The organism is Enterobacter sp. EGD-HP1 (genome assembly GCF_000733275.2).
In the GTDB taxonomy this organism is placed as follows: domain Bacteria; phylum Pseudomonadota; class Gammaproteobacteria; order Enterobacterales; family Enterobacteriaceae; genus Enterobacter.
This window is the reverse complement of sequence record NZ_AVOP01000001.1, coordinates 594863-612821: the sequence shown is the minus strand read 5'-3', so window position 1 is coordinate 612821 and position 17959 is coordinate 594863. Positions and strand designations below refer to the sequence as shown.

Sequence of the window (17959 nt, the reverse complement as noted above, 5' to 3'; positions counted from 1 at the left end):
ATGAAAAATTATCTCAGCAATTTAGCCAGCATGCTTCAGGGCATTGCAGGTGTAATTTCAGACGGTGAAAAGGTGCAGAAAGAGTGCCCTGCGCACTTAAAGTCAGCATTGCTTGAAGCCTCTCACGCGCTGGATGGTCAATCGGTCAGGGTCAATTATCCGCCTAATGGCAAGCCTGAAATTGTTAATGCCCGCGGACACCATCGACCGCTTACCTTGCGGGAAAGAGTGGCAATTCGCTTACTTGGTGGCAGAACGGAGATTCGCCCATGAGCACTATTACCAGAGAGCAGGCTAAAGACCTCCGTAACGCATTCGACTGCTGGCAGCAGGACTATGACCCGGTAGAAGACAAAGAGCAGTACGACATGTTTGGTCTGGCAATGGTGGCGATGGATGCGCTGCAGGCATCGCTCGAAGCGGAGCCTGTGTGCGTCATCGACCAGACCAATCTTGATTATCTCAAATCTGGCGCTGATGCAGATGTATGGCCAGCATCCAGAGCAGAGATGGGTGATGTGCTTCTGTACCGCGCCGCCCTGCCAGCGCCAGCTAATGCCGACCCCGTAGCCTGGATGTGGTCACACAGGAAACATCCAAGCGAGGTTACGCTCGTTCAGCCTGAAGATGATGAGCGAGCAGAAGGCGCTCATTGGTCTGGGTGGAGTTGTCAGGCGCTATATGCCGAACCTGTAACGACGGATTACAAGTTGCCGGATGGTTGGGTGGCTTGCAGTGAGCGGATGCCTCCTTTAAAGACTGGCGTAATCGTTGGTAAGTGGATTGGTCGCTCGTGGGCTACTAAGTGGGCAACTTATATCCCATCGCATCCTGAAGCTAACTCACACGGCTTCATAATGCCTGGAGGCTCTTGGGAACCAACTCACTGGATGCCACTGCCAGCAGCACCGCAGCAGGAGGCGTGATGGAAAGTTTAAACAAGATAATCATCAATGCTCGCGTGCTTTCATGGAAGAGAGAGTTTGGACCATTTGTTAAGTGCCCTGAGTGCTTCGGGTTGCTGGAAAAATGCGAACTATGCAAAGGGAAAGGAAAACTTATCCAGGAGGATATTGACGCGTGGAACAACCCGATCGCCAAACTGAAAAGGGATAAGCAGTAATGCCTAACCCATTCGACGCATAACAAACAGGCCTCTTCGGAGGCCTTTCTCTTCAGTTGATTTTGTTGAATCAACCGTCCATACTTTCTTTGCTGATGGCCTGAACACCCATTGGTGACTTCTGCGCATTTAAGGGGACTTAAATGCGACCACAATCTGAACTCCTCACCTTGTCACAGATGCAGAAATGCACCTGCGATTTTCTGCATTCTGCGGTTTCCATTAAGGAGGCCGTATGACTCTGCCAGTAGACGGCATCAAACTCCATCGCGGTAACTTCGCGGCCATCGGCCAGCAGATTCAGCCATTGTTGGATGCCGGGCAATGCTTCCGCCTGCAGGTGAAGCCGTGGCGCGAGAAACGCAGCCTGTCGCAGAACGCGCTCAGCCATATGTGGTACACGGAAATCAGCGAATACCTGATTAGCTCCGGACGTACCGACGCGACTCCGGAGTGGGTTAAGCGAAACCTCAAGAAAACTTATCTCGGCTGCGAAGAGGTGACCTACACCGACTTCATCACCGGTGAGAAAACCACAACCTGGGAGCCACGCCACACCGCAGACCTCGACACCGGGGAAATGCATATCTTCTTGGTGAAGGTTGAAATGTGGTGCGCCCAATTCGGCCTGGCCCTGACAATCCCGAACGGCTGTGAATACCAGCAGCTGCGCGATAAGCAGGAGGCATGATGTCTACTCCACTTTCCCGCGTTATCACCAATGAAATCTTCCGCGTTCCGGCGCGCCGCCAGCGCAAGGCCGCGGTTAAGCCGTCCGATATCCCAACACTGAAGGGCTACACCGCCCGCCTGGTGGATCAGAAATGGCTGCGTCTCGCGGCACGGAGGAACCATGCGTAAACCATCCCGCCGTAAGTGCAAAGTATGCGGTGAATACTTCGTGCCGAAATTCCACGACATCCGGATCCGCTGGTGCTGCCCGGAGCACGGCGCAATCCTCGCGATGGAAGAACGCGAGAAGGAGAAGGTGAAAGCCGCTGCTAAGCGCATCAAGGAGGAGAAAGAAGCCGAGAAGGCCGGGCGCAAACGCCGCAAGGAGCGGCTGGCTGAGCTTCGGCCTGCCGGTTACTACAAAGCGCAGGCTCAGCAGGCATTCAACGCATACATCCGTGCGCGCGATGCTGATTTGCCATGCATCAGCTGCGGCGAGACCAACCCGCCTGATCTGCATGGCGGGCAATGGGACTGCGGCCATTTCAAGACTGTAGGCGCTAACCCTGAACTGCGCTTTGAAGAACGCAACGCCCATAAGCAGTGCAAATCCTGTAATGCTGGAGCTGGCAAGTACACCGCCAAGGAGGCCACTGTCGCGCAGCGCTACGAAGCGGGCCTAGTCGCTCGTTACGGGCAGGAATACGTCGACTGGCTCAACGGCCCCCACGAAATGACCAACTACCGCCGTGAAGACTTCATCCGGATCCGCGATGAGTACCGCGCCAAACTCAAAGCACTGAAACAGCAGGAGGCAGCATGAAGCCAGAAACGATCGAGATACTCCGAGCGCGCTGGCAGCGCCTCCGGATTTACCGCCGCCCGGGCTCCGTGCTGGTGGATTACCGCATTCTCCGTAACTTCGTTCGCATCTATCACCCTGCAGGAGCCGCACAATGAACAATCAGCACCTCGAGTACGTACGTCAGCAGCTCATTGTGGCGACCGCAGATCTGAGCGGGGCGACGAAAGGGCAGCTGGTAGCTTTCGCCGAGAACGCGCAATTCACCGCGACGGCCCGCAGCCGGGGCCGAAAAAAGGTATTCGACAAGGATAAGCAGAGGATGGTCAACCCTGAAGGACCACCGATGAGCGGCAGCCAGTCCCGCGCCAAAGGCTCATCCATCGCGCTGGTTGGGCCGGTTGAGTTCGTGACAGCATCGTGGCGCCGCGCTGTCCTGTCACTGGAAGACCACCAGAAAGCATGGCTTCTGTGGAACTACAGCGAGAATATCCGCTTCGAGCACCAGGTGGCGATTACCCAATGGGCATGGGCAGAGTTCCGGGAGCAACTCGGCGCGAAGAAGGTGGCCGGCAAGACTATGGAGCGTCTGAAGAAGCTTATCTGGCTGGCGGCTCAGGACGTCAAAGCGGAGCTGGCAGGGCGTGATACGTACGAATATCAGGCGCTGGCGGAGCTGGTTGGCGTAACACCAAAGAACTGGTCAGAGACGTTTACGGACCGCTGGGTAGAGATGCGCCGCATCTTCCTGCGCCTGGACAGCGGAGCTTTGTTGCAGGTTACGCGATCACGTTCACAACAAAAGGCGACAAATTTAGACGAAAGTCTTGCAAAACTGGATTGAAACGCATATATTTCATGTAAATCTGATATCGTCGCCACAGCTTTGATTGTCGACACAAAGAATTGAAGCCCAAGGTTAACGCCTTGGGCTTTTTCGTATCTGCACAACAGGAAAGAGCATTGGCGTGAAGGGCTCATAACCCAACCCACGCAGAAGCATGGAGTTGGCGCGAAGTGCTCAGTGCTCTGTCCGTTGTGGTGTAACTCAATTCCCGCTTGCGGGTTAGATGGGTAGAGTAATGCATCAACTGGCATAGCCAGCAGGGCAGGCATGATGCTAATGCTGAACCTGAGTATCGGTTCGAGTCCGATCGCCACACACCAAACCCACTACCTGGGACCCTTCGGCCAGAGAGCCGACATTGCCTTACCCTCACATTGCCAGCCTGTCGCTGGCTTTTTTATTTTCAGGCTCCGGGAACCATCATCGACATGCCTTGTTGTTAAACCGTCCCGAGGGCCTGACCTAATCAACCAGCACCAAGCAGGTGCGAACATGAAGAAAACCACTATGCAAGACAGACCAGATACCTGGGCGGTGATGCTTGCGTGGCTTGTAAACCACAAAAACGAAGCTGGCTATTCGGTACTGGCTTTTGTCATGTCGATACTCGCTACCTCGCGCGGCGCGAAATCAAAGTGGAAAGACCGGATCGCCGGCGCAACGATGTGCGGGATCCTTTGTTTCTTCGCTCAGCCGACACTTACGGCTATATGGGCAATCTTCAACTGGAATTTCCCCCCTGAGCTTTGCTGGCCGATCTCGGCTGGCGTCGGGTATGTGGGTGTGGATTCTCTTTTCGCCTATGCGCGCCGTCGCCTTGGCCTGAATGAACCGGGAGACAAAGCAAATGCTGACCCTCAGTAAATTCCAGCAAGCAACTGGCACCAGTGCGGCACTTGCCGGAAAGTGGTTTCCTGTCGTGCAGGCAGCAATGCAGAAATACGATATAAGCACGCCGCTAAGGCAGGCACACTTCCTCGCACAGGTTGGGCATGAATCATCTGGCTTTGTGCATGTGGAAGAAAGCCTGAATTACCGCTACGGCGCATTGCTGGCGATGTTCGGTAATCGAATTAGCCAGGAAGATGCTTTCAGATATGGCCGTGTTGATTCGGGCCAGAATGCTCACCCTGCCGACCAGAAAATGATTGGCAGCATCATCTACGCCAACCGGAACGGGAACGGCGATCGCAACAGTGGTGATGGATATCGTTACCGCGGGCGCGGCCTGATTCAGGTGACGGGGAAAGCGAATTACGCCGCGCTGGTGAACCAGCTTGACGTTGATATCGTAAAAAGCCCGGAGCTACTCACTCAGCCTCAATATGCTGCTGAATCCGCAGCTGCCTGGTGGAGCAATCACGGACTTAACGCTATCGCTGACTCAGATGATGTTAGCCGCATCACCAGAATCATCAATGGTGGTACCAACGGACTGGAGGACAGGAAAGCCCGCTTGACTAAAGCTAAGGGGGTTTTATGTTCGGGTTAATCAGTTTATTCCGCATTTTCAAAAATAATGCGCACATTCTCATTCCTTGCGCGTTCATCATCCTTGTCGCTATCTGCCTGTGGGGGCTGAACGCCCGCAACTACCAGCTGACGGCGACGAACGACAGGCTGACACAGCTTAACGACAGCAAGGATGTGCAGATCAACGACCTGAGGGCTAAAAATGACGATCTGGCGGGGAGCGTTAAAGAGCTTGCTGGCGCCGTTAACAGGCAAAACGTGGTCATGTCTGAGGTCGCAGAGCAAAGGGCTGAATCGGCCAAGCAGAACCGAATGCTACAGAGCGAGATTAAGCGCTACCTGGCGGCAGATAAGTGCGCTGCTGCTCCTGTTCCTGATGCCGCTGTTGAGCGGTTGCGCGCAGCAGCAGAAGCCGCCCGTGGAATACCGGGTGATAAAGCAGCCGGTCCTGAACCTTCCGGCGGATCTGACGTCGCGCATTGATGTGCCAGATCTGCCCGATAACCCTTCGTATGGTGACAGCGTTTCGATGAACGCGACACTTTACGGGATCGTCGGCCAGTGTAATTACGACCGGGCAGCGATTAGAAAACTGCAGGTGGCAGACAAAGAGCCTCATCCCTGAGGTTCTGACACAGTCTCTCCTCTGGACTTTAACCGTAGCAAATTCTCACAGCCTCGCATCCGCGGGGCTTTTTTATGCGCATCGCAGCGCATTACCAACCGAGAGCCTATAGGAAGCGAGCCTGAGATGAATCGTTATCTCTCGGGGCGGCTTATCTATGCGAACAGGCTCGCAACTTATAGGTGGATTATGAAGAAGTTGATGACTGCTGCTTTTGTATTCGTGCTGGTCTGGGGGCTGTTTGGCCTGCTGGTTTACGCAACACTACAGGGCGACCATTCACTGATGAGCATCGTCGTGGCGGCTTACTGGGCGATTATAGCTCTTGCCTGCTTCATTTCGCCTCTGTTCCTTGTGGCTGTATTCATGGCCGGGAAGGAGAGTGACCCCATGGAGCGTGCCAAGCAGTTAATCCCTCTAAAGGACTATTACAAACGCAAGGGCGCGATCAGAAGGCTCATTGGACTTGTGACTATGGCGGCCATCTTCGTCATGCTGTCTTACTCCGGATGGGTATTCACGTCGCTGTTTTACATCCTGGCATGTGGCTTTGTAACGCTGCTCAATTCGGTCGGCAGGGATAAGTTCGAAGAACTGACAGGGCACATCGTTAAGTTGTGATTCATTACAGAAGCTCTTCACTGAGGGGCTTCGATAATGATCTGTGTAACCCCGCAAGGATGGTGATCACATCTTGCTGACGGGTAAGCCGTAAGTGGCTAAGCACTTCTGAGAAGCAGGGCAACAGCTGCGACACGTGGAGAACGAAATGGCTACCGTCTACCGAATCACAATCACCAAAAAATCCAAAGAGTCCTTTACTGGGCTCATGACCCGAAGCCAGCCAGAAATCGTCAATGGTTTTGTCGCTCTGGCAATGGATAACGGCAAATGGCGCTACTTCAGCCAGGACAGCATTGATGACTTCCTGTTTGAGCCTGTAGAGCAGCCAGCAGAACAAACGACGGAGTAACCCATGGCTAACGATGACGAGCGCAGGCCATACCCGCCAGTTAACTTCATCGACTCCGACAACTGGCAGCCATACACCAGACTGATCCCCGCCAATGAAGTGCATGAGTGGATCAGCCGGCAAATCCTCAGCGATACCGGAAGCATCCATAACCCTGACCATGAACACCTTTTAGAGGCTGATCTCTGCTTCATGTGGGCGTCCTATTCGTTCGCGAAGAAAGGGCGCTTAGTCCTCGGTCAGGCCGAGCAGGTGATGCTCCGGGCTGGTGGTTGGCAAAAAGCCAGAATGGAACAGCAGATGCATGAATGGTTCGGGCGCATCCCGAAGTTCATCATCACCCTGGCAGCCGATTACTGCTCACAATGCAGTGACCTCGAGTTCTGCGCGCTGGTAGAGCATGAGCTTTACCACATTGCCCAGGCAACCGATGATTTCGGCGCGCCTAAGTTCAATAAAGAGACCGGGCAGCCAGTGCTAACACTGCGCGGCCACGACGTCGAAGAATTCATTGGTGTCGTACGTCGATACGGTGCCAGCAAAGAAGTACAGGAGCTCGTTGATGCGGCCAATGCGCCCGCAGAAGTGGCTCACATCGATATAGCCAGGTCATGCGGGACGTGCATGATAAAGCTGGCGTAACGCTTTATTCAGATTGTCATGGAGGTGACCGATGGCAGCATTATCGACAGAGGTTAAAGCCTTCATTGTTCAATCGCTCGCCTGCTACGAGACCCCGGTAAAAGTCATAGAGCTTGTAAAGGCTGAATACGGCATTGATGTCTCACGGCAGCAGGTGTCGCAATATACGCCCGGCAACGCAATGGCGGCCAAGTTGAGCCAGAAGTGGATTGACCTGTTCAACGCCACCCGTAAACGATTCCAGAATGAGATCGCCGACATCCCGATCGCAAATAAAGCGTACCGGTTGCGCGTTCTCGACCGAATGGCGACCAATGCTGAAAAGATGAAGAACTACGGCATGACCTCGCAGCTTATCGAGCAGGCCGCCAAAGAAATGGGTGATGCCTACACCAATCGCCAGAAAGTCGAGCACACAAGCCCTGATGGCAGCATGACGCCGCAGCCAACAATCATTCAGCTACTCCCCGTTGAGCCGAAAGCATGAGTAACGCCGTTCAACTGCCGATCCCAGCGAAGCTTGCGCCACTGTTCACTGCGGTGAATAAGCGTTACCGGTGTTCGCACGGTGGGCGTGGCAGCGCCAAGACGCGCACATTCGCGCTGATGACAGCCGTAAAGGCATATCAGTCGATGATGAACGGTGAAAGCGGGGTGGTGCTCTGCGCACGTGAGTTCATGAACTCTCTGGAAGAATCTAGCATGCAGGAGGTCAAACAGGCGATCCTGTCTGTTCCATGGCTGGCTTCCAACTTTGATATCGGCGAGAAGTACATTCGCACCATCGATAAGAGCGTTAACTACGTGTTCTGCGGTCTGCGGCATAACCTCGACAGCATCAAGTCGAAAGCGCGTATCCTGCTGTGCTGGGTTGATGAGGCCGAATCAGTCAGTGAAATAGCCTGGCAGAAGTTGAGCCCGACAGTTCGTGAGGAAGGCTCAGAGATTTGGGTGACGTGGAACCCGGAGCGCGACGGTAGCGCCACGGATAAGCGTTTCCGCAAAGAAGCTGGCGACGACTGCATCACCGTTGAGATGAATTATACGGATAACCCGTGGTTCCCTGACGTGCTGGAAGGTGAACGCCAGAACGACCAGCGCCGCCTAGACCCGGCAACATACGCATGGGTGTGGGAAGGGGCTTATCTCGAAAACTCCGATAAGCAGGTGCTGGCCGGAAAATACAGGATTACCGAGTTCTCGGAAAATCTCTGGAAAGAGGCTGAACGCCTGTTCTTCGGTGCTGACTTCGGTTTCGCCAAAGACCCTAACACGCTGGTGCGCTCTTTCATCCTGCACAACCGGCTTTACATCGAGTATGAGGCGTACGGTCAGCAGACAGAGCTCGACCACATGCCAGAGCTGTATGACACAATCCCCGGATCGCGTGACTGGCCCATCAAGGCCGACTCAGCTCGACCCGAGACGATTAGCTATCTCAAGCGGCAGGGATTCAACATCTCAGCTGCCGAGAAATGGCAGGGGAGCGTTGAGGACGGCATCGCCCATCTTCGCGGTTTCGACGAAATCATTATCCATCCGCGCTGCAAGAACGTGGCGCGCGAGGCTCGTATGTGGTCGTACAAAACGGACCGCATCACCGGCGAGGTGTTGCCGAAGCTTGCCGATGGCTATGAACACTGCTGGGACGGCATTCGCTACAGCCTTGACGGGCACATTAAGCGCAAAGGCCAGATGGCAGGGATGATGATTCCGAAAAGACTACGTTGAAATTGTCCCTATAAATATTTCTGAAAAATTGCCGATTAAATACTGTCTTTCAATAGGAGGGAGTATGAATATTTGGTTTGGGTATTGGATTGTTTATGCCGGTTCTGAAGATGGTTCTGATTTAGAAGGGAATGATTTCTATTCGACAGACTCACCTATAACTTCAATTGAAGCTATGAATGAGATGAGACATGCGATTGCAAAATCACATGGCGTTGCGCCGGACAAGATTTTGTTCAAATCTTTTAACCGGGTATAAAATAAATCACTCATAAAGGTCGCTCAGGCGGCCTTTTTTATTGCCATAAATCCACCAACGGACAATCCATGACTGACAAATTAACTCTCGCCGTCAACCATGCGTTGAACGATGCGCGGATGGCGCGTGCCCGTATGGGGCTCATGGCGCCAACAATGGGGCTGGATAATAAACGCCATTCAGCATGGTGCGAATATGGTTTTCCTGAGCAGGTAACCTACGAAAACCTCTATGCTTTGTACCGCCGTGGTGGAATAGCCCACGGTGCAGTTGAGAAGCTGGTGGGCAAATGCTGGCAGACTAACCCGGAAATCATCGAGGGTGACGATGCCGACGAGAGTAAGGATGAAACTTCCTGGGAGAAGAACACTAAAAAGGTTTTCACTAAGCGCCTCTGGCGGGCTTTTGCTGAAGCAGACCGCCGCCGCCAGGTTGGACGTTATGCGGGTATCCTGCTGCACATCAATGATTCCAGAACATGGGATCAGCCGGTATTTCGTGGGAAGTCACTAAAAAAGGTTACGATCGCATGGGCTGGTTCACTAACAGTCAGCGAGTGGGTTACTGACCAGAAATCGGCAGATTACGGCCAGCCAAAGCAGTGGAAATACGTTGAGAGCCTGCCAAATGGCGGGACAAATCAGCGCTTCGTACATCCCGATCGTGTCTTCATCCTTGGTGACTATTCTAATGGTGCTATTGGCTTCCTTGAGCCTGGCTATAACGCCTGCGTCAGCCTTGAGAAGGTCGAGGGTGGTTCTGGTGAGTCATTCCTAAAGAACGCCGCGCGGCAGCTTAATGTCAACTTTGAGAAGGAAATCGACTTCAACAATCTCGCGTCACTTTATGGCGTGAGCATTGACGAGTTGCAGGATAAGTTTAACGAAGTTGCCGGGGAAATGAACCGTGGTAACGATGTTCTGATGACGACCCAAGGGGCTACAGTCGCACCACTGGTCACAGCTGTAGCGGATCCGTCAGCGACCTATAACGTCAACCTGCAAACCTTCGCTGCATCTGTTGATATCCCTGTGAAAGTTCTGGTTGGGATGCAGACAGGTGAAAGGGCAAGCACCGAGGATCAGAAATATTTCAACGCGCGCTGTCAGTCACGCCGCGGCGACCTGTCATTCGAAATTGAAGACTTCAGTGACAAGCTCATCGACCTGAAAATCATTGATCCTGTCAGCGAAAAGACGGTTATCTGGGATGACCTCAACGAGCAGACTGGAACTGAGAAGCTCGCAAATGCCAAAACCATGGCAGAGATTAACCAGACGTTCCAGGGCAGCGGAGAGAATCCAGCCTTCAGTCGTGAAGAAATTCGCACGGCAGCCGGTTATGAAAACGTTGATGAATTCCCGTTAGGAGAAGAGGATGGCGACGAAGAAGACGAAGCCACCGATTCTGCCGCGTAACTACCAAGATCCGACCGGAGCCGATGCGCTGGAACGCCGGGCAATGAAAGACTTCACCAGGCGGATAAATAAGATTGGCAAAGCGTACAAATCAGCACTCGACAAAATACCTTCCTCCCTCGCAGTAAATGCCAGATACGAATACCAGTTAAACCCAACGCTACTCTCCATCATCCTGAACGATGCCAGTTACCTGGTTGATCAGGTGCTGCTTGAAGGCGGCGATTACGACCTGTGGTTTTACGAGTACATCGATCTGGCTTCGGAGAAAGGGACCGGTCAGTCGTTCTACAACCTTAGCCAGCAATCCCCGGTGTACGCAGCCGGGCGGGAATCGCTGGCGTCCATCCTCACAAGCGACCCGTACCAGCAACGAATGGCGCTGGTGCATGCCCGTGTGTTTGAGGAAATGAAGGGGCTGACTGCTGACGTTAAGCGAGATATGGCGCGCGTGCTGACTGATGGTGTGGGGCGCGGGCTTAACCCGCTGGATATTGCGCGCAACCTGACAGACCAGACCGGCATCGAGAAGCGCAGGGCGAACCGGATAGCACGGACTGAAGTGACTACCGCGCTACGCCGGGCTAAGTGGGATGAAGACCAGGAGGCGAATGACCTCTTCGGCCTTAAAACGCTTCTGGTTCACATCTCGGCTCTGTCACCGACAACGCGACATACCCACGCAGTGCGCCATGCTCACCTATACACCAACGAAGAGGTGCGTGACTGGTACAGCAAAGATGGCAACTCCATCAACTGCAAATGCAGCCAGCAGTCGGTGCTGGTGGATGAGGACGGTAAACCGGAATACCCGGACACCATCACGAAACTCAAACAGGAATATAAATCGATGCAGGCGCGCGGTTACGCCTGGGCGGAGAAATAACTATGCCAATGCAGGTAAACATCACCACGAAGGTGAACAGCCAGTCTATCCGGCGCGAAACATACAACGGGCGTGAGCACCTGGTGCTGCCGAGCTACACGCTGCCAGCAAACGTCGTCATGAACGGCGGTCTGTACACGCAAGAACAAATCGATGCCCACTATCAGGGGCTGGAGGGCACCCTGGCACCGCTGGGCCACCCTCAGGTTAACGGTCAGTTCGTGTCTGCTTTCTCCCCTGAGGGTATTAACGCAGGCCATATCGGCGCGTGGAACCGCAACGTTAAGAAGTCCGGTAATCGCATCTACCTCGAAAAGTGGGTAGATGTGGCCCGCGCCAGCGAGTCGGAAGGTGGCAGGGAGCTTCTTGAGCGTGTCGCTGCCATTGAGCGTGGCGAAGACGTTCCGCCGATTCATACCAGTGTTGCCGCATTCCTCGACCAACTTGAACCGAACGATCAGCAGCGCGCAACGGGTGCTGAGTGGGTAGCTGATATCCACGGCATGGACCATGACGCGATCCTGCTGCACGAAGTTGGAGCCGCTACCCCTGAGCAGGGCGTTGGCCTGATGGTAAACGCCGATCTGGCGCAGCCGCTTAAAGCGAACTCCGGCGCGCTGGTGGGTGAATCCTACCGGGAGCGCGAACAGCGTCTCGATCGCGCAGCCAAAGAGAAGTTTGCGGCGGGCGCGGATGAATACGCCTGGATTGCTGACTTCACTGACTCGCAAGCGGTAATCATCCGCAACGGCGGCACAGCAGAGGTGTTTGGCTACAAGTCTGAGGGCGGCGTTATCACCTTCGACGACACCGGCACCGCAGTAGCGCGCCAGGAGTCATGGGTGGCCGTCGTAGCCAACAAATTCAAAGCTCTATTCACACCGCAGGAACAGCCTGCACCAAACCACAAAACGGAGGGCGACATGCCTTTAACCACTGAAGAGAAACAAGAGCTGATCAGCGAAATCGGTAAAGGCCTGGCCGCTAACTTCGCCGATGCCCTGAATCCGATTAAGGATGCGATCACCGGTCTGCAGGCCAATCAGGACAAGCTTACCGAAACGCTGACCGCCAATTCGCGCGCTGAAGAGAAATCCAAGCGTGAAGCGGTAGCTAAGGTCCATGGCGATATCGTCGCGAACGCGCTGTCAGGCGAAGCTCTGGACGCGATGTTCAAGTCGCTGGGCGAAGCTGCGCCGCTGGGCACCAACAATGCTCAGCAGCACAAAGAAACCGGCGCACCAGCCGCAGACGAACACTTCAAGTAAGGAGCCGGAATAATGCCACGTTATCGTCGCGTTAATATCGACGGTCAGTCTCTGTACAAGACCGAAACCCGCACAACGGCCGCCGCGTTGCTTCCTGGCACCGCCGCAACCATCAACTCATCCGATAAATTCGCTCAGGCCACCGCGCTAACCGGCCGCCTGTACATCATCGATGTCGGTTATCACCAGGGCCTGACTATCACTGAATCAATCCCTGCCGGTGATTCGGCTGTCGGCAACTACGTCGAAGAAGGCCGCGAGATGGCGCTGCGTTGCCTGCCTGGTGCCTATAAGAAAGACAGCCCGATCAAGCTGGGAACTGCCGGTCAGTTCACCCTTGCCACCTCCGACACTGATTCAGTGATCGGCTACAGCCAGGATGAATACACCATCGCGGCCAGCACCACCGACTTCATTCGCGTGCGCATGCGCGTTGGCACTGTCGCCGCAGCTGGCGCGTAACAAAAGGACAAACACATATGTACTTCTCTAAAGAGACGCTGGCGACTAACTCCCGCCTCGGCGGGCACTGGAGCGAACTGTGGGCAAACCGCAACATGTGGAACCTGCAGAACGATTCCATCATTGCGGCAAACCGCGCAATCATGACGCCTGACATGCTGGCTTGTAACGCTGTTGGCGGTTTCTCCCGTGACTTCTGGGCTGAGATTGACAACCAGGTGCTGCAACTGCGCGATCAGGAAGTTGGCATGGAAATCGTGAACGACCTGATCGGCGTTCAGACCGTGCTGCCGGTCGGTAAAACCGCCAAGCTTTATAACGTGGTTGGCGACATCGCTGACGACGTGTCAGTAAGCATCGATGGTCAGGCGCCGTTCTCCTTCGACCACACTGACTACGCGAGCGACGGCGATCCGATTCCGGTGTTCACTGCTGGCTACGGTGTTAACTGGCGCCATGCTGCTGGCCTGAACTCTGTGGGCATCGATCTGGTGCTGGACTCCCAGATGGCGAAGATGCGCAAGTTCAACCAGAAGCGCGTCAACTACTACCTGAACGGCGATTCAAAAATTCAGGTTCAGTCATATCCGGCGCAGGGCATCAAGAACCACCGTCACACCAAGAAGATTAACCTTGGATCTGGTGCTGGTGGTGCGAATATCGACCTGACTACCGCTGACATGACAGCGATCTTCGCGTTCTTCGGTAAAGGCGCATTCGGCACCACCGCACGCACTAACAAAGTCGCTGCATACGATGTGATGTGGGTTTCCCCGGAAATCTGGGCAAACCTGGCGCAGCCGTACGTGGTTAACGGCGTTGTAAGCGGAACTGTACTGCAGGCGGTGCTGCCGTTCGCGCCGGTAAAAGAAATCCGCATGAGCTTCGCACTGAGTGGTAACGAGTTTATCGCGTACGTTCGTCGCCGTGACGTGATCTCTCCACTGGTGGGTATGGCCGTCGGTGTTGTGCCACTGCCGCGCCCACTGCCTAACGTTAACTACAACTTCCAGATTATGTCTGCTGAAGGTCTGCAAATCACCGCAGACGATCAGGGCCTGTCTGGCGTTGTCTACGGCGCTAACCTGGCGTAAGGAAACAGCATGGCTAAATACGAAGTTGTGCGCCCATGGTTCGGCGTGAAGGTAGGGCAGGTGGTGGAGTTGAAAGAGCTTCACCCGGCGCTGAAGTCCAACGTCCGGCTCATGAATGGTGAGGCAGGCGGAGAACTTACCCCGTCGACGCCTGATGCCGGTACCGGTGAGAAATCTCGCAAAGAGATTATTCAGGTCCGCCTTACTGAACTGGGCATTGAGTTCAAAGGCAACCTGGGCGCTGAAAAGCTCAGTGAGCTGTTGCCGGATGGCGAACTCGAAAAGCTTTTCCCTGCTGAATAACAGCCGCCGCTAAGGCGGTTTTTTTATGCCCCGCTCCGGCGGGGTATTTCACGGAGTCGATAATGGTAACTCTCGAACAGGCGAAGGAATATCTGGAGAGCCAGGGAATTACCATTCCCGATTTTGTTCTTCAGGCTCTCGTCGACCAGGCCAACAGTATTCAGGAGTGTCTTGATGCGTATTATCCGGCATCTACAGCGCTGCTGATTCAGCTCTATCTGCTGGCGCTTATGGGACTCGGGCAGGGGGATAAGTACATCTCCAGCCAGACAGCCCCGAGTGGTGCATCGCGCTCGTTCCGGTATCAGTCGTTTACCGATCGCTGGAAAGCCTCCGTTAACCTGCTGCGCGGGCTGGATAAGTACGGCTGCGCCACCTCGCTGATCCCTGCCGACCCTACTGCCGCCCCGGCATTCGCTGGAATCTGGATCGGAAAAGGCGGCTGCATGTGCGGGGGAAAGTGATGACGTACAAATCAGTTAAGCACGGACTGCCTCGCTCATTCACCCGCGTCTGGGTGGTGACCGACACCGGACGGGAGACTACCGGCTACGTTAAATCGGACGGCGAGTGGTTCATCAACTGCCCGCGAATCCGGGCGACTGGCGCGAAGGTGCTGCGCTGGAAGGAGGGCTGATGTCATCGGTAGCGAACTGGAGTTATACCGCCACGGCGACCATCTGGCGAAAGCTGGAAGGTAATGATGAATACGGCGATCCGCTTGGCTATGCCGAGCCTGAGCAAATCCTCTGTGATTACGAGGGCGGGCTCAGCAAGAAGTTGGCCAGCCTGGGCGCTGAAATCGTTGTAAAAAACACCGTCTGGACGGAGTTCGCGCTGGCGGCCGCGGGTGATTACCTGCTGATTGGCGTTTCGACTGAAGCTGACCCGGTTGTGGCCGGTGCCGACGAGGTGCGGCAGGTTATCCGTTACGCCGATACGTTCGAGCGCCTGGCGGATGATTACGCCATCCTGACTGGAGTGTAATCATGGGCATCAAAGTGCGCGGCGTTAAGCAGTCTAAAGCCGGGCTCAACCGCATTATCAACGACGTGAAAGGGCGCAAGGTAATCCGCGCGTTACAGTCGGCGATGATGCTTATCGGCACCCGGGCGGCCTATTACACTCCGATCGACAGCTCCACGCTTATTAACAGCCAGTTTCGGGAAATCGACGCTGGTGGCGTGCTCATCACCGGGCGCGTCGGGTACTCAGCCAACTATGCTGCTTACGTGCATGAGGCGTCAGGCAAACTGAAAGGTCAGCCTCGAGCGCACTTCGGAATAACCAGTAACCGCTCTGAGTTCGGCCCGCAGAAACCGAAAGAATTCGGTGGCGGGACAGGAAAGGGCAACTACTGGGATCCGCATGGTGAGCCGCAATTCCTGACCAAAGGCGCAAATGATGAGCGTGATAACGTTGACGCGGTGATGCGCAAGGAGATGTCGCTATGACACCGATGATGCATGAGCGGGTGCGAAACATGTTCGGCGACGCCGGGCTAACGACCGGCTTCACTGTGCAGCAGTTGATGTACGACGACCCGGGCGACCTGTCGAAGGCGGTCATGGTATTCAGGCCAAACGGCGGGTCAGATATCCGCACCGATCTCGGTTCTGAGTATCACGTCCTGGTTGATGTCGTAGGCGCGAAAGATAAGCGCAAAGACGCGCTAAACGCCGTGCAGCGCATAGTCGATTACGTCCAGGCCAACCCCATGGCTGACGAGTGCGTCGGCTACATCCAGAACATGGGCGCAATTCCCGCGCCTGTGCTCACAGAAGAAGGGCGAATAGTCTTCCGACTCCAGTTCGCCTGCACTTACGGCGAATAGCCATCCCAACCAAATAACCCGCTCCGGCGGGTTTTCTTTTTTATACGTCAAAGAGGAGTTTCACATGGCTAATTGCCAGAACTCGAACGAGCGCCTGTTCGGTGGTGCGGTCGTGCTGGAAGTCGCCGATGGCTGCCCGGACGTCAAACCACTCGAAGGTGAGTGGATGGCGCTGGCCGCTGGTACGTCGAAGGGCTTCGACTTCAACCCGAACTCGGTTACCTCTGATGCGGATGACGGCGGCGGCTATGTCGAGACCATCATCACAAACAGTGACTTCACCCTGAGCTTTGAAGGCGAGGTGCGTAAGAAGGACAAGCTGGATCAGTACGGTGTCGGCAAGTTCATCAAGTATTTCGCTGATGAGCTGAAGGCCAAGCGCCAGCCTGGTATCTGGGTGCGCATGGACTACGGCCCGGTCGAATTCATCGGCTACATGAACATCACGGCGCTGAGCTCTGACGGTGGTACCAACGACATCGTCACGTTCTCTACTGAGTTCAAAGTCGGCGATGCAACCACCATCGAAGTGAACGAAATCACTGCGGTTGCGGTGACTGGCGTAACGGTAACCCCGACAACCAGCACCGGCACGGCAGGCGGTACCAGCACCTTCACGGTGAACATCGCACCAACCGGCGCTACCAACAAAGACTTCACTGTAGCGACTACCGATGCGACCAAAGCAACGGCAACCTCCTCAGGCAACACCGTTACCGTGACGCGTGTCGCCACCGGCAGCGCGCAGATCATCATCAATACCGAAGACGGCAACTTTGTGGCCGTACACACGGTTACCGTTACCTAACGGACATTCCAAAGGGCGGCGTGCTGCCCTTGATAATGACCGTTTACTGGAAGGCCTATGACTGCTTTAACCGATATTGGCGAACTCTCTATCAGCGACAGCCGCACCGGCGGGAAAGACTACCTGCTACGGCCTTCATTTGAGGCCATGACCAGGATCGGCACTCCCGAAGAGATTGTGCAGGCGTACGCGACCATACACGGCAATGATGTCGCTCAGCTGATAGATGTTTGCGCTGGCACGCTGGGACGTATTCCTGAATGGCTTTCACCATCATTCAACCGCGCCGCTGAGAAGCTGCTATCAACGTGCATGCTGGTGCTGCAGGCGTGCTGCGATGACGATCTGACACCAATGATTGGCGAGTGGAAGGGTTGGCGGCATTGCGTTGTATATCGACCCGGCCAGATGCCGAAGAACGACATCATCGTGCTGGCGCAGCACCTCATGCAGCACGGCGTCGTCGGCAAAGCTAAGGTCCGCCAGCTGCAGCGCCACGAAACAGGCGAACGCACCACAGAGTTTAAAGCCTTCGACTATATCAGCGCGGCACGTAGTCACTTCGGCATGAACCGCGACGAAGCCTCTCAGTTAACGATGACCGAATTCCAGATGCTGCTGGCGGCGAAATACCCTGACCAGAAAGGCTTCACTCGCGAAGAGTACGACAGTATCGCCGATGAGTACCTGGCTAAACAGGCCGCACGCAGGGCAAAAGCAAAGCAATAACCGGAGAATG

31 protein-coding genes are annotated in these 17959 nt (G+C 54.9%); all 31 read left to right on the top strand.

Annotated features, from left to right (window positions below; all coding sequences use genetic code 11):
* The 31 genes from N037_RS03105 to N037_RS02970 all read left to right on the top strand — a co-directional run bounded on the left by N037_RS03105 (position 1) and on the right by N037_RS02970 (position 17949).
* A complete protein-coding gene (locus N037_RS03105; protein ID WP_023293894.1) occupies positions 1-273 on the top strand; it encodes a hypothetical protein in 273 nt (90 codons plus the stop codon).
* Positions 270-926, top strand: a complete 657-nt coding sequence (locus N037_RS03100) for a DUF551 domain-containing protein (RefSeq protein WP_032638885.1) — start codon at positions 270-272, stop codon at positions 924-926. The genes N037_RS03105 and N037_RS03100 overlap by 4 nt, the downstream gene beginning before the upstream one ends.
* Positions 926-1123, top strand: coding sequence for a hypothetical protein (locus N037_RS03095; RefSeq protein ID WP_032638883.1), 198 nt, complete (start codon positions 926-928; stop codon positions 1121-1123). The genes N037_RS03100 and N037_RS03095 overlap by 1 nt, the downstream gene beginning before the upstream one ends.
* A gap of 235 nt (positions 1124-1358) precedes the next feature.
* Positions 1359-1814, top strand: coding sequence for a YbcN family protein (locus tag N037_RS03090; protein WP_032638881.1), 456 nt, complete (start codon positions 1359-1361; stop codon positions 1812-1814).
* Complete coding sequence (locus N037_RS23430) at positions 1814-1984, top strand: NinE family protein (protein WP_032638879.1); 171 nt, start codon at positions 1814-1816, stop codon at positions 1982-1984. The genes N037_RS03090 and N037_RS23430 overlap by 1 nt, the downstream gene beginning before the upstream one ends.
* Positions 1977-2618 carry a recombination protein NinG gene (locus N037_RS03085; RefSeq protein WP_032638877.1) on the top strand — a complete coding sequence of 214 codons (642 nt, stop codon included), beginning with the start codon at positions 1977-1979 and terminating at the stop codon, positions 2616-2618. The genes N037_RS23430 and N037_RS03085 overlap by 8 nt, the downstream gene beginning before the upstream one ends.
* Positions 2615-2755 carry a YlcG family protein gene (locus N037_RS24770; RefSeq protein ID WP_017693180.1) on the top strand — a complete coding sequence of 47 codons (141 nt, stop codon included), beginning with the start codon at positions 2615-2617 and terminating at the stop codon, positions 2753-2755. The genes N037_RS03085 and N037_RS24770 overlap by 4 nt, the downstream gene beginning before the upstream one ends.
* Positions 2752-3441, top strand: coding sequence for a bacteriophage antitermination protein Q (locus N037_RS03075; RefSeq protein WP_032638875.1), 690 nt, complete (start codon positions 2752-2754; stop codon positions 3439-3441). The genes N037_RS24770 and N037_RS03075 overlap by 4 nt, the downstream gene beginning before the upstream one ends.
* Positions 3442-3936: 495 nt before the next feature.
* Positions 3937-4308: a phage holin family protein gene (locus N037_RS25025; RefSeq protein ID WP_048961198.1), complete on the top strand. Its 372-nt coding sequence runs from the start codon at positions 3937-3939 to the stop codon at positions 4306-4308.
* The gene (locus N037_RS03065) at positions 4292-4936 is read left to right on the top strand and encodes a glycoside hydrolase family 19 protein (protein WP_032638873.1); all 645 of its coding nucleotides are present in this window, start codon (positions 4292-4294) and stop codon (positions 4934-4936) included. The genes N037_RS25025 and N037_RS03065 overlap by 17 nt, the downstream gene beginning before the upstream one ends.
* Positions 4924-5400, top strand: coding sequence for a hypothetical protein (locus N037_RS03060; protein WP_032638871.1), 477 nt, complete (start codon positions 4924-4926; stop codon positions 5398-5400). The genes N037_RS03065 and N037_RS03060 overlap by 13 nt, the downstream gene beginning before the upstream one ends.
* Positions 5294-5542 carry an Rz1-like lysis system protein LysC gene (gene lysC / locus N037_RS25385; RefSeq protein ID WP_442855928.1) on the top strand — a complete coding sequence of 83 codons (249 nt, stop codon included), beginning with the start codon at positions 5294-5296 and terminating at the stop codon, positions 5540-5542. Before N037_RS03060 ends, lysC begins: the two co-directional genes overlap by 107 nt.
* Positions 5543-5731: 189 nt before the next feature.
* The gene (locus N037_RS03055) at positions 5732-6163 is read left to right on the top strand and encodes a hypothetical protein (RefSeq protein WP_156369699.1); all 432 of its coding nucleotides are present in this window, start codon (positions 5732-5734) and stop codon (positions 6161-6163) included.
* Positions 6164-6311: 148 nt separating this feature from the next.
* On the top strand, positions 6312-6515 hold the full coding sequence (locus N037_RS03050) for a hypothetical protein (protein WP_032638867.1): 204 nt from the start codon (positions 6312-6314) through the stop codon (positions 6513-6515).
* A gap of 3 nt (positions 6516-6518) precedes the next feature.
* Positions 6519-7157 carry a putative metallopeptidase gene (locus N037_RS03045; protein WP_032638866.1) on the top strand — a complete coding sequence of 213 codons (639 nt, stop codon included), beginning with the start codon at positions 6519-6521 and terminating at the stop codon, positions 7155-7157.
* A gap of 31 nt (positions 7158-7188) precedes the next feature.
* Positions 7189-7644: a DUF2280 domain-containing protein gene (locus tag N037_RS03040; protein ID WP_023300389.1), complete on the top strand. Its 456-nt coding sequence runs from the start codon at positions 7189-7191 to the stop codon at positions 7642-7644.
* A complete protein-coding gene (locus tag N037_RS03035; RefSeq protein WP_032638864.1) occupies positions 7641-8888 on the top strand; it encodes a PBSX family phage terminase large subunit in 1248 nt (415 codons plus the stop codon). The genes N037_RS03040 and N037_RS03035 overlap by 4 nt, the downstream gene beginning before the upstream one ends.
* 64 nt (positions 8889-8952) lie before the next feature.
* Entirely contained in the window at positions 8953-9147 is a 195-nt protein-coding gene (locus tag N037_RS24765) for a hypothetical protein (RefSeq protein WP_032638862.1), read from the top strand.
* 68 nt (positions 9148-9215) lie between these two features.
* The gene (locus N037_RS03030) at positions 9216-10565 is read left to right on the top strand and encodes an anti-CBASS protein Acb1 family protein (protein ID WP_032638860.1); all 1350 of its coding nucleotides are present in this window, start codon (positions 9216-9218) and stop codon (positions 10563-10565) included.
* On the top strand, positions 10525-11451 hold the full coding sequence (locus tag N037_RS03025) for a phage minor head protein (protein ID WP_032638858.1): 927 nt from the start codon (positions 10525-10527) through the stop codon (positions 11449-11451). The genes N037_RS03030 and N037_RS03025 overlap by 41 nt, the downstream gene beginning before the upstream one ends.
* 2 nt (positions 11452-11453) lie before the next feature.
* Complete coding sequence (locus N037_RS03020) at positions 11454-12719, top strand: hypothetical protein (protein ID WP_032638857.1); 1266 nt, start codon at positions 11454-11456, stop codon at positions 12717-12719.
* Between the two features lie 12 nt (positions 12720-12731).
* Positions 12732-13181, top strand: a complete 450-nt coding sequence (locus N037_RS03015; protein ID WP_032638855.1) for a gp53 minor capsid family protein — start codon at positions 12732-12734, stop codon at positions 13179-13181.
* Positions 13182-13198: 17 nt separating this feature from the next.
* The gene (locus tag N037_RS03010; RefSeq protein WP_032638853.1) at positions 13199-14275 is read left to right on the top strand and encodes a major capsid protein; all 1077 of its coding nucleotides are present in this window, start codon (positions 13199-13201) and stop codon (positions 14273-14275) included.
* A gap of 9 nt (positions 14276-14284) precedes the next feature.
* Positions 14285-14578 carry a hypothetical protein gene (locus N037_RS03005; RefSeq protein WP_032638851.1) on the top strand — a complete coding sequence of 98 codons (294 nt, stop codon included), beginning with the start codon at positions 14285-14287 and terminating at the stop codon, positions 14576-14578.
* Between the two features lie 62 nt (positions 14579-14640).
* Positions 14641-15042, top strand: a complete 402-nt coding sequence (locus tag N037_RS03000; RefSeq protein ID WP_032638849.1) for a DUF7370 family protein — start codon at positions 14641-14643, stop codon at positions 15040-15042.
* Entirely contained in the window at positions 15042-15215 is a 174-nt protein-coding gene (locus N037_RS02995) for a hypothetical protein (protein ID WP_032638847.1), read from the top strand. Before N037_RS03000 ends, N037_RS02995 begins: the two co-directional genes overlap by 1 nt.
* On the top strand, positions 15215-15565 hold the full coding sequence (locus N037_RS02990; RefSeq protein ID WP_006808949.1) for a hypothetical protein: 351 nt from the start codon (positions 15215-15217) through the stop codon (positions 15563-15565). The genes N037_RS02995 and N037_RS02990 overlap by 1 nt, the downstream gene beginning before the upstream one ends.
* A gap of 2 nt (positions 15566-15567) precedes the next feature.
* Positions 15568-16032, top strand: coding sequence for a hypothetical protein (locus N037_RS02985; RefSeq protein ID WP_032638845.1), 465 nt, complete (start codon positions 15568-15570; stop codon positions 16030-16032).
* Entirely contained in the window at positions 16029-16412 is a 384-nt protein-coding gene (locus N037_RS02980; protein WP_032638843.1) for a phage tail termination protein, read from the top strand. The genes N037_RS02985 and N037_RS02980 overlap by 4 nt, the downstream gene beginning before the upstream one ends.
* A 64-nt stretch (positions 16413-16476) precedes the next feature.
* The gene (locus N037_RS02975; RefSeq protein ID WP_032638840.1) at positions 16477-17220 is read left to right on the top strand and encodes an Ig-like domain-containing protein; all 744 of its coding nucleotides are present in this window, start codon (positions 16477-16479) and stop codon (positions 17218-17220) included.
* Between the two features lie 57 nt (positions 17221-17277).
* A complete protein-coding gene (locus tag N037_RS02970; protein ID WP_032638838.1) occupies positions 17278-17949 on the top strand; it encodes a DUF6246 family protein in 672 nt (223 codons plus the stop codon).
* Positions 17950-17959 lie beyond the last annotated feature (10 nt).